This window comes from Micromonospora wenchangensis (assembly GCF_002210435.1).
Lineage (GTDB): Bacteria > Actinomycetota > Actinomycetes > Mycobacteriales > Micromonosporaceae > Micromonospora > Micromonospora wenchangensis.
On sequence record NZ_MZMV01000043.1, the window covers coordinates 1 to 14,389 of the forward strand.

Genomic DNA, 14,389 nt, shown 5'->3' on the forward strand with positions numbered 1-14,389 from the left:
GGGGTGGTCGGCGGCGTCGTGGCGAAGGTGATGTTCGAGACGTAGGAGTTGATGTTCCAGCTCGCGTCCGCGTCGGTCTGGCTGGTGACCGGTCGACCCTGGACGGTGAAGTTGGTGAAGTGCACGCCGCTGATGTTGACCGTCGAGGACCGCCCGTGCAGGTTGACGACCTTCTTCACGTCCGAGGAGACGTTGGTGAAGTAGGCGTTGCGGATCGTGGAGGTGTTCTTCACCGTCCGCCAGGACGGCGGACGGTCCTCCTGGAGGTCGATCAGGCTGTCGGTCTGTTCGACCCGGACGTCCTCCCACCGGGTGTTGGACACGACGGCGGTGTCGACCGCGTCGATCACCATCGACCGTCCCGCCTTCACCACGTCGATGTCGCGGAAGACGATCCCGTCCATCGACGTTCCCTCGGTCTTGGTGCCGATCTTCGCGCAGGCGGAGTTGCTGTAGCAGACGACGTGCTCGTGGACGACGTTCCTGGTGTTGACGATGCCGCTGGCGAACTCGTTCTTGGTCGCCATGTTGTCGTCGCCCGTGTAGAGGAACGCGTTCGACAGCAGGCTGTTGGTCGACTCGTCGAAGTCCACGCCGTCGGTGTTGTTGTAGCCCGAGTTCGGCCGGCAGTTGATCAGCTTGTAGTTCCTGATGGTGACCCGGTCGCTGCGGTAGACGAGGGTGTTCCAGTAGCTGGAGTCGCGGACGGTGACCCCGTCGACCAGGATGTCGGAGCTTTCCTCGATCTTCAGCACGGCCAGGTTGATGCCCTGGGCCCGCAGGTACTTGCCGTTGCCGTCGATGACCCCACGGCCCAGCAGCTTGGCGTTGCGCACCTGGTACATCCGCAGCGAGGCGTGCTGCATGCCCTCGATGTTCACCCCGCCGCTGCCGGTGTTGAAGTCCGCCTTCTGGTTCGAGCCGTAGAGGACCGCGCCGGCGGCCAGGTAGAGGGTCATGTTGCTCCTCATCCACAGCTCACCGACCTGGTACCGACCCGGCGGCACGTACAGGATGTTCCGGGTCGCCCCGGACGCGGCGTTGATGGCGCTCTGGATCTTGGAGGTGACCAGCGTGGCCCCGGTGTTGTCGACGCCGTAGTCGGCCAGGTTCGCGACGTCGGCGTCGCCCACCTGCGGCGCGTCCGCCTCGGGCGCGTCGATCAGGACGAACAGCAACTCCTTGGCGTCGAACTGGACGATCAGGTAGTTGGGGCCGCTGGTGAAGCTGATCGTGTTGCCGCTGCGGGCGACGGCGAGCTTCCGGCTCTTGGGGCTCACGGTGTACGAACTGAAGCTCTCGGCGACGGTGACCGAGAACTGGGCCGTCCCCGCCGCCGCCATCGAGCAGTGCGCGTAGTGCACCTGCATCTCCGGGGCGTACTTGGTCATCTTCTCGACGAACAGCGGGTTGGCGTCCGCCGTGACGGTGTAGAGCGTGCTCTTCGTCGCGCCGCGCAGGGCGGGGTCGGCGACGCAGCCACCGGCGGCCGCACCGGACGTGCCGTTCGCGGCCGCCGCGGTCGCACCGTGGACCGGTGCCACCACTGCGCCCGTCGCGACACCGCCGACGGCGAGGAGAGCGATCGTTGCCCAGATCGCGAGGCGTCTGTTCTTCATGGGGACCCTTCTCGGGGGTGGACTGGGTGCGCCCGGACCACTCCCCGCCACAGGAGGGTCGACTTCGGCGCGCGACCGTCGGCCATGGCGCGGGACCCCTGCACCGGTCCCGACGGGCCCTTCCGTGTCGTTCGCCGCGTGCCCGGTTTTCCTCGCAGCGGGGACACGGAGCCGACAAACGGGCCCCGCCAAGAAACATTTCTACAGCGGACACTACGCTTGACATGGAAGTTCGTCAATGACGACCGAGGTGGGGGACGAAAAGTATCGGGCCGGATTCGGAAACTTTCCTATCGACCGGGGTGGGTCGGTGGTGGGTCGAGTCCGGGGGGCATGGTGCCGTGAACCGCCGCCCCCTGCCCCTGCCGCGCCGACCGGCGCCGGGCGCGACGGACCCGATACGCTCGCCCCGACGGCCGGTGTCCGCCCCCGGGCGGCCCCCGCCGGCCGGACCCGCGCGCCGGCAGGAAAGGGGATGCGGCATGTCGTCGTCGAGGCGGTCGGCAGCCGACCCACCGCGTCCGGTGACCATCTCCCACATCGCCCGGACGGCGGGCGTGTCCGTGCCGACCGTGTCGAAGGTGATCAACGGCCGGGCCGGGGTGGCACCCGGCACCCGGGCCCGGGTCGAGTCGCTGATCAGCGAGTACGGCTACCGCAAGTCCGGTCCTCCGGCCGGCGGCACCACCATCGAGCTGGTCTTCGCGCAGAATGGGGACCTGCCCGGCATCGAGATCATCCAGGGCGTCCAGCAGGTCGCCCGTGAGCACCAGCTCGGTGTGGTGCTGTCCGGGTCCGGTGCCGACCCGGGGCGGTACTGGCTCGACCACGCGGTGTCGCGTCGTTCCCTCGGTGTCGTGGCCGTCGCGCAGCTCGACGTCGAGGAACAGGACCAGCTCCGTCGGCACGCGGTCCCGTTCGTGATCGTCGACCCCACCCACGAGCTGCCCGACGACGTGCCGTTCGTCGGGGCGACGAACTGGTCGGGTGGCCGGGCCGCCGCCCGGCACCTGCTCGGCCTGGGACACCGCCGCATCGCGACGGTCACCGGACCGGGGCACGTGCTGTCCTGCCGGGCGCGCTTCGACGGCCACCGGTCCGCGCTGGAGGAGGCCGGCCTGACCGGGCGGTCGACGCTCGTGACCCGGCAGGAGCTGACCCGGGAGGGCGGCCGGACGGCCGCCGGCGACCTGCTGGCCCGGCCGGACCGGCCGACCGCGGTCGTCACCGGCAACGACCTGCAGGCCGTGGGGGTGTACCAGGCCGCGCGGGCCGCCGGCCTGCGCATTCCGGAGGATCTCAGCGTCATCGGCTTCGACGACCTGCCCGTCGCCGCCCAGTTGGACCCGCCGCTGACCACGGTCCACCGGCCGCTGGGCCAGATGGCGGTCACCGCCACCGAGATGGCGCTCGCGCTGGGCCGGGGCGAGCGGCCCGCGCAGACCGGAATCGAGCTGGCCACGACGCTTGCGGTACGGCACAGCGCCGCTCCCCCGGCCGCCTGACGGCCCGCCCGGCACGATCCACCGGGTACCCACGGTCACCGCGTCGGGGGCCGGCGGCGGTCCACCTCCGCACCGGGCGGCGACCCCCGTTCGACATCGGCTATTGACGTCGCCGTAACAGGGGGCTTAGCGTCTGTCGAACCGCTTCGTCGAACCGCTTCGACGATCATTCACGTGCGGATCCCCGCCCGGCCGAAGGAGGTGCGCGATGGCCACCATGCACGACGTCGCCCGCCTGGCGCAGGTCTCGGTCAGCACCGTGTCCTACGTCCTCACCGGGGCCCGGCCGATCTCCCAGGCCACCCGGGCCAAGGTGCTCGCCGCCATGGCGCAGCTCGACTACCAGCCCAACGCGATGGCCCGGGGCCTGGCCAGCCGGCGCAGCCGGATCCTGGGCCTGCTGCTGCCGATGGACGAGCGCGGGCTCGGCGCGACCGAGGCGGCGTTCGTCACCGGGGCCGCCGCGGCGGCCAGCGCCGTCGGTTACCACCTGGTGCTGTCGCCCGTCGGTGGGGGCGGCGACCTCGACGAGCTGCGCCGGCTGGCCAGCCAGCGGATGTTCGACGGCGTCGTGCTGATGGAGGTGCAGCTCGCCGACGAGCGGGTCGACGCGCTCGGCCAGGCCGGGGTGCCGCTGGTGCTGATCGGGCGGACCGGGGACACCGACGGCCTGTCCTACGTCGACATCGACTTCGAGCAGACGGTGCGGGAGGCGGTGGCGCACCTGGTCGGCCTGGGCCACCGGCAGATCGTCTACGTCAACCACTCGGCCGAGACCCTGGCCAGCGGTTACGGGCCGGCGCTGCGGACCCGGGACGCGTTCGTCACGGCGATGACCGGCCACGGCCTGGAGCCGGTCATGATCCCGGCGCAGGACAGCGCCGCCGGTGGGCGGGCCGCGCTGGCCGCCGCCGTCGCGCGGGCGCCGGGCCTGACGGCCGTGCTGGCCATGAACGAGACGGCGATCTTCGGCATCCTCGGCGAGTTGACCGCGCGGGGGCTGAGCGTGCCCGACGACGTGTCGGTGGTCTCGATGGTCACCTCGCCGCAGGTCGCCGAGCTGGCCACCCCGGCGTTGACCGCGATGACGTCGCCCGGCTCGGCGATGGGCCGGATCGCGATCGAGGCGCTGGTGCGCCACCTGGACGGGGCCGGTGACGAGCGCCACCAGCAGTTGCTGCCGTGCGCGCTGGAGATCCGGGGATCGACCGCAGCACCCCGCAGTCGTCAGCCCGATGGGGGTTGACCAGGTAAAACGGCCCGTCGCCGCGCGGCAACGCGACGACGGACCCAGTGAAGTACCGGGCTCGATACTCAACGAGGAGGATAGCAATGCAGCGATTCCGCCGGATCGTCGCCGCGATCGCCCTGGCGGCCACCGCGACGACCACCGTGGCCGCGTGCGGCGGCGACGACAGCGGTGACGACAGCGGGGCCAAGACCCTCAAGCTCTGGCACTACGAGGGCGAGAACAGCGCGATGGGGGTCGGCTGGGCCAAGGCCATCGAGATCTTCAAGACCGAGCACCCGGGTGTCGAGGTGCGCTTCGAACGCAAGGCGTTCGAGCAGATCCAGCAGAACGCCGGCATGATCATCAACTCGTCCGAGGGCCCGGACATCATGGAGTACAACAAGGGCAACGCGACGGCCGGCCTGCTGTCGTCCCAGGGGCTGCTCACCGACCTCAGCGGCGAGGCCGACAAGCGCGGCTGGGCCGGCAAGCTCAGCCCCAGCCTGCAGACCACGGCCCGGTACAGCGACAAGGGCGTGATGGGGTCGGGCAACTGGTTCGGGGTGCCGAACTACGGCGAATACGTCACGGTCTACTACAACAAGGACCTGTTCGACCGCAACGGCGTCACCGTGCCCACCACCATGGCGGAGCTGACCGCCGCGATGGACACCTTCGTCGGTAAGGGCATCACCCCGCTGGGCATGGCCGGCGCCGAGTACCCGGCCGGGCAGCTATTCTACCAGTTGGCCCTGGCGAAGGCCGACCGGCAGTTCGTCGACGACTACCAGCTCTACAAGAACCCGGTCGACTTCAAGGCCGACCCGCTGAAGTACGGCGCGGACACCTTCGCCGACTGGGTGCGCAAGGGCTACCTGGCCAAGGACTCGGCGAGCCTCAAGGCCGAGGACATGGGCACCGCGTTCATCGCGGGCAAGACCCCGATGATCGTCTCGGGGAGTTGGTGGTACGGCCGGTTCAAGGCCGAGATGAAGGCCAACTGGGACACCTTCCTGTTCCCGGGCAACACCCTCAACGCCGGCTCGTCCGGCAACCTCTGGGTCGTTCCGGCCAACAGCAAGGCCAAGAGCCTGGCGTACGACTTCATCGACATCACCCTGCGCCCGGAGATCCAGGACCTGATCGGCAACAACGGTGGCATCCCGGTGGCCGGTGACCCCACGAAGATCACCGATCCGAAGGACCGCAAGCTGATCGAGGACTTCAACACGGTCAGCAAGCAGGACGGCCTGGCGTTCTACCCGGACTGGCCGGTGCCCGGCTACTACGACGTGCTGGTCGGCGGGTTCCAGGCGCTGATCAACGGGTCCAAGTCCCCCGACCAGGTGCTCGACACGATCGCCAAGCCGTACGCCGACGGCGTCAAGGAGATCACCGGCAAGTGACACGGCGAGCGGCGGGCGCGACCGGCACGACCGGCTGCGCCCGCCCACCCCGCCGGGAAGGGTCCTCCATGACAGTCCCCGACACCGTCGCCGGCACCCCACCGGCGACGACCCCGACCTCCTCCCCCGCGCCTCCACCCCGCCGCCGGCGCGACGGCCGCGACGCGGCGTACTGGCTCTACCTGCTCCCCGGGGCGGTGCTGTTCGTCCTGGTGATCGGCGTGCCGCTGGTCGGCACCGGCTACCTGTCGCTGACCCGGTGGTCGGGCGTGGGCGACCCCACCTTCGTCGGGTGGGACAACTACCGCCAGTTGCTGGACGACGACGTGTTCTGGGCGTCGTTCCGCAACACCCTGGCGATGATCGTCGCGATGGTGGTGGTGCCGACGCTGCTCGGGCTGCTGCTCGCCTCGGTGCTCTTCGACGTCGTCGGACGGCGGTTCCGGCCCCGGACGGCGGCGGCCCTGCGGGCGGCGTTCTACCTGCCGCAGGTGCTGCCCGTGGTGGTGGCCGGCATCGTGTGGGGCTGGATCCTGCGCCCCGACGGCGCGTTCAACAGTGTGCTCGACGCGGTCGGTCTCGGCGCGCTGCGCCACGACTGGCTGGGCGACCCGGACACCGCGCTGCCGGCGGTGATGGCGGTGATGATCTGGGTGCAGATCGGCTACCCGGTGGTCGTGTTCATGGCGGCGTTGCAGCGGGTCGACCCGGAGCTGTACGAGGCCGCCGAGGTCGACGGGGCGAACTGGCTGCACCGGTTCCGGGCGATCACCCTGCCGCAGATCCGGCCGGAGACCTTCGTGGTGGCGCTGACCTGCACGATCGCCGCGCTGAAGGTGTTCGGGCCGATCTTCGCACTGACCCGGGGCGGCCCGGAGAACGCCACCAACGTGCCGTCGTACTTCGCGTACTACACGTTCTTCAAGAAACTCCAGGTCGGCTACGGCTCGGCGATCTCCACGGTGCTGACGGCGATCATCGTGGTGGTGGCCGTGGTGTTCATCGCCGTGCAGGCCCGCAGCGAGCGCCGGGAACGGGGGCGCTGAGATGGCCGTCACGACGACCGGGATCCCGGTCCGGCGGACGGTGCGCGACCGCCACCACCGGGGGGTCAGCCGCTGGGTGGTGCTCGCACTGGTCACGGCGGGCGCGCTGGTCATGCTGGTGCCGTTCGCGTTCATGCTGCTCAACGCGTTCAAGTCGCCTGGCGACTACTCGTCGGGCGGCCCGCTGAGCTGGCCGTCGGAGTTCTACACCACGGGTCTGCGGACGTACTGGTCGGAGGTGAACTTCCCGCTCAAACTGTGGAACTCGGCGCTCATCGCCGGGTCGGTGGCGGTGCTCGGCGTCGTCGTGTCGCTGCTCAACGCGTACGCGCTGGGCATCGGCCGGGTCCGCGGCCGGCTGTGGATCGTCGGGGTGTTCCTGCTGGCCAACATGCTGCCGCAGGAGGCGTTGATCTATCCGCTGTACTACGTCGCCAAGGAGATCGGCCTCTACAACACCCGGCTGTCGGTGATCATCATCTTCACCGTCATCCAGAGCGCGTTCGGCACGTACCTGCTGGCCTCGGTGCTGGGCACGTTCCCCCGGGCGCTGCTGGAGGCCGCCGCGCTCGACGGCGCCGGGAAGTGGACGGTGCTGTGGCGGGTGGTCTTCCCCAACCTGCGGCCCACCCTCGCCGTGCTGCTCATCTTCTTCTTCATCTGGACCTGGAACGAGTTCCTCATCCCGCTGGTCATGCTGATCGACAACCAGACCCAGACCATCCCGGTCGCCCTCGCGTCGTTGCAGGGTGACCGGCTGATGGACGCCCCCACCACCAACGCCGGCGCCCTGATCAGCCTGGTGCCGGCCATCCTGTTCTTCCTCATCTTCCAGCGCACCCTGGCGCGCGGCATCACGGCAGGAGCCGAGAAGTGAAGTTCACCGACGGGTACTGGCAACTGCGCCCCGGGGTCAGCGTGCTGCGCCCCGGCACGGTCGAATCGGTCGAACCGGACGACCGCGGTTTCACCGTCTTCGCGCCGGCCGGTCAGATCAACGGCCGGGGCGACACGCTCAACCGGCCGGTCGTCACCGTCCGGTTCTTCTCCCCCGCACCCGGCGTGGTCGGGGTGACCATCGGCCACCACAGCGGCGGGCTGCCCCGCGAACCCCGCTTCGGGCTGGACACCGACGACACCCACCCGGTCACCGTCGACATCACCGGGATCAGCGCGTCGCTGACCACCGGCGAACTGACCGTGCGGGTCGCGCTGGTCGACGGCTGGCGGGTCGAGTTCAGGCACGGCGACCGGCTGGTCACCGCGTCCACCGGACGCAGCATCGGCATCGTCACCGACGGCGAGGGCCGCCGGTACGTGCACGAGCGGCTCGCGCTCGGCGTCGGCGAGACGGTGTACGGGCTGGGCGAGCGGTTCGGCCCGTTCGTCAAGAACGGGCAGACGGTCGACGTGTGGAACGCCGACGGTGGCACCGCCAGCGAGCAGGCGTACAAGAACGTGCCGTTCTATCTGAGCAGCGCCGGCTACGGGGTGTTCGTGGACCACCCGGAGCACGTGTCGTTCGAGGTCGGCTCGGAGGTCGTCGCGCAGACCCAGTTCAGTGTGGAGGGCCAGTCGCTGACCTACCACGTCGTCGACGGGCCCACCCCGAAGGACGTGCTGCGCCGCTATACGGCGATGACCGGTCGACCGGCCCGGGTGCCCGCCTGGTCGTACGGGCTGTGGCTGTCCACGTCGTTCACCACGTCGTACGACGAGAAGACGGTGACCGAGTTCGTCGACGGGATGGCCGAGCGGGACCTGCCGCTGTCGGTGTTCCACTTCGACTGCTTCTGGATGCGCCAGTTCCACTGGGTCGACTTCGTGTGGGACCCGGCGACCTTCCCCGACCCGGAGGGGATGCTGCGCCGGCTGCACGAGCGGGGCCTGAAGGTGTGCGTGTGGATCAACCCGTACATCGCGCAGCGGTCGTACCTGTTCGAGGAGGGCCGCCAGGCCGGCTACCTGGTGCGCAACCCGGACGGGTCGGTGTGGCAGTGGGACAAGTGGCAGGCCGGCATGGCGTTGGTCGACTTCACCAACCCCGACGCGGTGGCCTGGTTCACCGGCAAGCTCCGGGCGCTGCTGGACATGGGCGTCGACTGTTTCAAGACCGACTTCGGGGAGCGCATCCCGACCGACGTGGTGTGGCACGACGGGTCGGACCCGCAGCGGATGCACAACTACTACTCCTACCTCTACAACAAGGCGGTCTTCGAGCTGCTGGAGGCCGAGCGGGGCGAGGGTGAGGCGGTGCTGTTCGCCCGTTCGGCCACCGCCGGCGGCCAGCAGTTCCCGGTGCACTGGGGCGGCGACTGCGAGTCGACGTTCGTCGCGATGGCCGAGTCGCTGCGCGGCGGGCTGTCCCTGGCGTCGTCGGGTTTCGGCTACTGGAGTCACGACATCGGCGGGTTCGAGGGCACCCCCGACCCGGCGGTGTTCAAGCGGTGGATCGCGTTCGGCCTGCTCTCCTCGCACTCGCGGCTGCACGGTTCCGGCTCGTACCGGGTGCCGTGGGCGTACGACGAGCAGGCCGTGGACGTGCTGCGCCAGTTCACCCGGCTCAAGCTCGGCCTCATGCCGTACCTGGCGGCGACGGCCGAGGAGGCGCACCGCGACGGGATCCCGATGATGCGTCCGATGATCGTGGAGTTCCCGGACGATCCGGCCGTGGCGCACCTCGACCGGCAGTACATGCTCGGCCCGGACGTGCTGGTCGCGCCGGTGCTCAGCGCCGACGGGCAGGTCACCTTCTACGTGCCCGCCGGCACCTGGACCCACCTGGTCACCGGGGCGCAGCTCACCGGCCCGGCGTGGGTGACCGAGAAGCACGGGTACGACAGCCTGCCGGTGCTCGCCCGGCCCGGCGCGGTCATCGGGTTCGGGGCGCGCTGCGACCGGCCCGACTACGCCTGGGCCGACGGGGTGGAGCTGCGGCTCTACGCCCCGGCGGAGGGGCAACGGCAGCGGGTGCGCATCCCGTCGCCCGACGGGGGGCCGGGCGCGCAGTTCGAGGTGGGGTTCCGGGGCGGGGTGGCGACCGCCGAGCTGGTGGCGGGTGAGTCGTCGGCGTACCACTGCGTGGTGGTCGGCGCGGAGAGGGCGGGACGATGACGGCACGCAACTTCCCGGAAAGCTTCGTCTGGGGGTCGGCCACGGCGGCATACCAGATCGAGGGGGCGGCCACCGAGGACGGTCGGGGTCGGTCCATCTGGGACACCTACAGCCACACCCCGGGGCGGACGTTGAACGGCGACACCGGCGACGTGGCCGCCGACCACTACCACCGGTGGTCGCAGGATCTGGACCACCTCGCCGAGCTGGGGCTGGGCGCGTACCGTTTCTCGATCTCCTGGCCCCGGGTGCAGCCGGGCGGTTCCGGCCGGTTCAACCCCGCCGGCCTGGACTTCTACGCGCGGCTGGTCGACGGGCTGCTGGAGCGCGGCATCCGACCGGTGGCGACCATGTACCACTGGGACCTGCCGCAGGAGTTGGAGGACGCCGGCGGGTGGCCGGTGCGGGACACGGCGCGGCGTTTCGAGGAGTACGCGGCGGGGATCGTCGGCGCGCTCGGCGACCGGGTGCACACCTGGACGACGCTCAACGAGCCGTGGTGCTCGGCGTACCTGGGGTACGGCTCCGGCGTGCACGCGCCCGGCCGCACCGAACCGGCGGCGGCGTTGGCGGCGGTGCACCACCTGAACCTGGCGCACGGCCTGGCCGGGCGGGTGGTGCGGGAGTTGACGCCGAGCGCCGAGCTGTCGGTGACGTTGAACCTGCACGTCGTGCGGGGCGCGTCCGACTCGGCCGCCGACGCCGACGCGGTCCGGCGGATCGACGCGCTGGCGAACCGGGCGTTCCTCGGCCCGATGCTGGACGGGGCGTACCCGGCGGACCTGCTGGCCGACACCGCCGCCGTCACCGACTGGTCGTTCGTGCGCTCCGGTGACGAGAAGACGATCGCGGTGCCGCTGGACGTGCTGGGGGTCAACTACTACTCCAGCACCCTGGTCCGTGCCTGGGACGGGCACTCGGCCCGGTCCGCCGCCGACGGGCACGGCGCGTCGGCGCACTCGCCGTGGGTGGGCGCCGGGGACGTCGACTTCCTGCCGCAGCCCGGCCCGTACACGGCGATGGGGTGGAACATCGACCCGCCGGCCTTCACCGAGTTGCTGGTGCGGCTGGGTCACGACCATCCGGGCCAGCCGTTGATGATCACCGAGAACGGCGCGGCGTTCGACGACGTGGTGTCGGCCGACGGGCGGATCCACGACGACCGGCGGATCGACTACCTGCGCCGGCACGTCGGCGCGGTGGCCGACGCCCGCGCGCAGGGCGTGGACGTGCGGGGTTACTTCGTCTGGTCGCTGCTGGACAACTTCGAGTGGGGCTACGGCTACGACCGTCGGTTCGGCATCATCCACGTCGACTACGACACGCAGGAACGCCGGTGGAAGGACAGCGCCCACTGGTACCGCCGGCTGGTCGCCACCGGCCAGCTCGACGGGTAGGTCGGCAGCTTCTGCGTGGGACCTCGGGGTGCCCCGGCCGGCCGGGGCACCCCACGTCGTCGCCGCGACCCGGACCGGGTTCAGGGGCGCGCCGCGCGGACCCGTTCGAGGCCGAGTCGCGGACTGGTGACGAGGCGGTAGTCGGCCGACTCCGCGTCGGACAGGGGGTCGCCGCGGACCGGGGTGAAGTCGGGTCCGTCGGAGTCGGGTGCGTGCACCACCTGAAGTTGCGCCCGCACCGCCTCCTCCCGGAGGCGGTCGGTGATGACGCGGGTGGACGAGTCGGCCGCCTCCCGCAGGTCGGACAGACCACCGATGATCTCGGCGAAGGAGCGGGAGGAGACGTCGGTGTCCGGCTGCCCGGACTGCTCGTCGCCGATCAGCCGGTCCGAGGTGCGGAAGAAGCCGTCCTTGCCCAGGTAGCGCTCGTACATGATGGTCACCAGCGCGAACAGCCGCATGTACGCGCGCCGGTAGGCGAACTCGAAGAACCGCAGCGCCTCCGTCTCGTCGACCTCGCCCCGGTCCATCGAGGCGACGCAGGCGGCCGCGGTCAACGCGCTGTAGAGCGCGAGGTGCACGCCGGTGGACAGCAGCGGGTCCAGGAAGCACGCCGCGTCGCCCACGATCGCGTAACCCGGCCCGCAGAACTGGGCCGCGATGTACGAGTAGTCGGTCTCGACCCTCGTCACGCCGAGGAACTCCGCCCCGGCGGTGAGGCCGGCGATGGTCGGTGAGGCCGCGATGAGGTGCCGGTACAGCTCGTCCGACGACTGGTGCTCGTGACGGTCCCGCGCGAAGGCGTCCTTGGTGGTGACGTAGCCGATGCTCATCCGCCCGCCGGCCATCGGGATCACCCAGTACCAGCCCTCCGGCGAAGAGATGATGTTGATCCCTCCGGTCGGCGTCTCGGGCAGCAGGGTGGCGCCGGTCCAGTAGCCCCAGATGCCGACGTTGCGCAGGTTGTTCAGCGGCTCGCGGTTGCCGAAGTGCCTGGCGCTGAGCAGCCCGTTGCGCCCGGTGGCGTCGACCAGGAAGTCGAAGTCGTCGATGGTGAACGGTTCGCCGTCGTCCGGGGAGCACTCCACGGCCACCGGCCGGCCGTCGGCGAAGCGTACCGACCGGCCGGTGACGCCGGTGGTGACGGCGACCCCGTTGTTGCGGGCGTGTTCCAGCAGCAGCGCGTCGAACTCGCTCCGGTCGACCTGCCACGACTGCACCCCGGACTGCGCCTGCCAGTCGAACGTCCACTGGTCGTCGTCCCAGTGGATGACACCGCCGTTCTTCTTCACGAAGCCGTGGTCGTCGAGGATCTTCGACATGCCGATGGCGTCCAGCACCACCCGGCACGACGGCGTGAGCGACTCACCCACGTGGTATCGCGGGAAGTGGGCGCTCTCGACGAGCCGCACGTCGAGGCCGGCCTGGGCCATCGCCGTTGCCGCGGTGCTCCCGGCGGGGCCACCACCGATCACGAGGACCTTCATGTCTCTGCCACCTTGCCGTTCCGGCCGTAGCCACGCAGGAATGGTGCACGACGACGCGCGTTTCCCCGGCGGCCACCGGGGCCGCCGACGGAATCAGGGGGTGGTGCCGGTCACGGTCGGATCCGGTAGGCGGGTGCCGTGGGTCCCGTACCGGCGGTCGTGCGCCGTACGGGTCGAATCCGATGACGAACGAAGCAGCACAAGCATCCCCATCCTCGCACGAATGAGATAGACGATCGTACATGAATATCGGTGCGGGCACCGCTACGCTCCGTTACCCCGAGGAGCTGTGGCGGTGGGCCGGAGCAGCCACCCTTCCGGCGGTCGTACTAGGGTGCTTTCCGGGGCAAAGTGTCCAGGTGGTCGAGGGGGTCCGATGCGGCAGGCCAAACGGCTGAAGAGTGTCCGGTACGACATCCGCGGGCCGGTGCTGCGGCGGGCACAGGAGATGGAGGCCGCCGGCCACCGGATCCTCAAGCTGAACCTGGGCAACCCGGCGCCCTGGGGGCTGGCCACGCCCGGCCCGATCGTCGCCGACGTGGTGCAGAACCTCGTCGAGGCGCAGGGCTACAGCGACGCCCGGGGCATCTACTCGGCGCGGGTCGCCGTCGCCCAGCGGTACCAGAACCTGGGCGTGACCGGCGTCCAGCCGGACGACGTGCTGCTCGGCAACGGGGTCTCCGAGCTGATCATGATGGTGTTGCAGGCGCTGCTCGACTCCGGCGACGAGGTGCTGGTGCCCAGCCCGGACTACCCGCTCTGGACCGCGGCGGTGAACCTGTGCGGCGGGCAGGCCGTGCACTACCGCTGCGACGAGAGCGCCGGCTGGCAGCCCGACCTGGAGCACCTGGCCTCGCGGATCACCGAACGCACCCGCGCCCTCGTGGTGATCAACCCGAACAACCCGACCGGCGCGGTGTACTCGGAGCAGACCCTGCTCGGCATGATCGAGCTGGCCCGCCGGCACGGCCTGATGATCTTCGCCGACGAGATCTACGACCGGATCGTGTACGACGGCGCCACCCACCACACCCTCGCGGCGCTCGCCCCGGACGTGCCGGTGGTGAGCATGGGCGGCCTGTCGAAGGTCTACCGGGCCGCCGGCTTCCGCTCCGGCTGGCTCGCCACCAGCGGGTTCACCGGCACCGACACGGACTACCTGAACGGGCTGCAACTGCTGGCCAACCTCCGGGTCTGCCCGAACGTGCCGGCCCAGCACGCCATCCAGACCGCGCTCGGCGGCTACCAGAGCATCGACGAGCTGATCCGGCCCGGCGGGCGGCTGCTGGAACAGCGCGACCACGCCTGGCGCGAGGTCGTCTCGATCCCCGGCGTCGACTGCGTCAAGCCGGAGGGCGCGCTCTACCTGTTCGCCCGCCTCGACCCGGCCGTCCACAAGATCCACGACGACGAGAAGCTCGTGATCGACCTGCTGGAGCAGCAGCATCTGTTGATCTCGCACGGCAGCGGCTTCAACATCGACACCCCGGACCACCTGCGCATGGTGTTCCTGGCCCCCACCGACGTCCTCGACGACGCGATCGGCCGCATCCGCACCTTCCTGTCCACCTACCGGCAGTAGGA

At 70.4% G+C, this 14,389-nt stretch carries 10 protein-coding genes; 8 read left to right on the forward strand and 2 right to left on the reverse strand.

Going from position 1 to position 14,389, the window contains the following annotated elements; all coding sequences use genetic code 11:
• Window positions 1-1,619: glycosyl hydrolase family 28 protein (locus tag B5D80_RS22570; protein WP_144081741.1), on the reverse strand; the 1,619-nt coding region annotated here is incomplete at its 3' end.
• 524 nt (window positions 1,620-2,143) lie between these two features.
• On the opposite strand from B5D80_RS22570, the gene B5D80_RS22575 reads away from it, so the two are divergent.
• From B5D80_RS22575 to B5D80_RS22605, 7 genes are all read left to right on the forward strand, one after another.
• The gene (locus B5D80_RS22575; protein ID WP_211291612.1) at window positions 2,144-3,124 is read left to right on the forward strand and encodes a LacI family DNA-binding transcriptional regulator; all 981 of its coding nucleotides are present in this window, start codon (window positions 2,144-2,146) and stop codon (window positions 3,122-3,124) included.
• 208 nt (window positions 3,125-3,332) lie between these two features.
• Window positions 3,333-4,370, forward strand: a complete 1,038-nt coding sequence (locus B5D80_RS22580) for a LacI family DNA-binding transcriptional regulator (RefSeq protein WP_088645928.1) — start codon at window positions 3,333-3,335, stop codon at window positions 4,368-4,370.
• A gap of 86 nt (window positions 4,371-4,456) precedes the next feature.
• On the forward strand, window positions 4,457-5,761 hold the full coding sequence (locus B5D80_RS22585; protein WP_088645929.1) for an ABC transporter substrate-binding protein: 1,305 nt from the start codon (window positions 4,457-4,459) through the stop codon (window positions 5,759-5,761).
• Between the two features lie 68 nt (window positions 5,762-5,829).
• On the forward strand, window positions 5,830-6,807 hold the full coding sequence (locus tag B5D80_RS22590) for a carbohydrate ABC transporter permease (RefSeq protein WP_088645930.1): 978 nt from the start codon (window positions 5,830-5,832) through the stop codon (window positions 6,805-6,807).
• Between the two features lies 1 nt (window position 6,808).
• The gene (locus B5D80_RS22595) at window positions 6,809-7,684 is read left to right on the forward strand and encodes a carbohydrate ABC transporter permease (protein ID WP_088645931.1); all 876 of its coding nucleotides are present in this window, start codon (window positions 6,809-6,811) and stop codon (window positions 7,682-7,684) included.
• Complete coding sequence (gene yicI / locus B5D80_RS22600; RefSeq protein ID WP_088645932.1) at window positions 7,681-9,921, forward strand: alpha-xylosidase; 2,241 nt, start codon at window positions 7,681-7,683, stop codon at window positions 9,919-9,921. The genes B5D80_RS22595 and yicI overlap by 4 nt, the downstream gene beginning before the upstream one ends.
• Entirely contained in the window at window positions 9,918-11,318 is a 1,401-nt protein-coding gene (locus tag B5D80_RS22605) for a GH1 family beta-glucosidase (RefSeq protein ID WP_088645933.1), read from the forward strand. Before yicI ends, B5D80_RS22605 begins: the two co-directional genes overlap by 4 nt.
• Before the next feature lie 80 nt (window positions 11,319-11,398).
• Here the strand turns inward: B5D80_RS22605 and B5D80_RS22610 are convergent, their stop codons facing one another.
• Window positions 11,399-12,805 carry an NAD(P)/FAD-dependent oxidoreductase gene (locus tag B5D80_RS22610; protein WP_088645934.1) on the reverse strand — a complete coding sequence of 469 codons (1,407 nt, stop codon included), beginning with the start codon at window positions 12,803-12,805 and terminating at the stop codon, window positions 11,399-11,401.
• Window positions 12,806-13,181: 376 nt separating this feature from the next.
• Between B5D80_RS22610 and B5D80_RS22615 the strand changes: the two genes are divergently transcribed.
• Entirely contained in the window at window positions 13,182-14,387 is a 1,206-nt protein-coding gene (locus B5D80_RS22615; protein ID WP_088645935.1) for a pyridoxal phosphate-dependent aminotransferase, read from the forward strand.
• Window positions 14,388-14,389: the final 2 nt, after the last annotated feature.

Coding starts and splice junctions, on each gene's coding strand:
- B5D80_RS22580 (WP_088645928.1), top strand. CDS start 3,333: ATGGCCACCATGCACGACGTCGCCCGCCTGGCGCAGGTCTCGGTCAGC.
- B5D80_RS22585 (WP_088645929.1), top strand. CDS start 4,457: ATGCAGCGATTCCGCCGGATCGTCGCCGCGATCGCCCTGGCGGCCACC.
- B5D80_RS22590 (WP_088645930.1), top strand. CDS start 5,830: ATGACAGTCCCCGACACCGTCGCCGGCACCCCACCGGCGACGACCCCG.
- B5D80_RS22595 (WP_088645931.1), top strand. CDS start 6,809: ATGGCCGTCACGACGACCGGGATCCCGGTCCGGCGGACGGTGCGCGAC.
- B5D80_RS22605 (WP_088645933.1), top strand. CDS start 9,918: ATGACGGCACGCAACTTCCCGGAAAGCTTCGTCTGGGGGTCGGCCACG.
- B5D80_RS22610 (WP_088645934.1), bottom strand. CDS start 12,805: ATGAAGGTCCTCGTGATCGGTGGTGGCCCCGCCGGGAGCACCGCGGCA.
- B5D80_RS22615 (WP_088645935.1), top strand. CDS start 13,182: ATGCGGCAGGCCAAACGGCTGAAGAGTGTCCGGTACGACATCCGCGGG.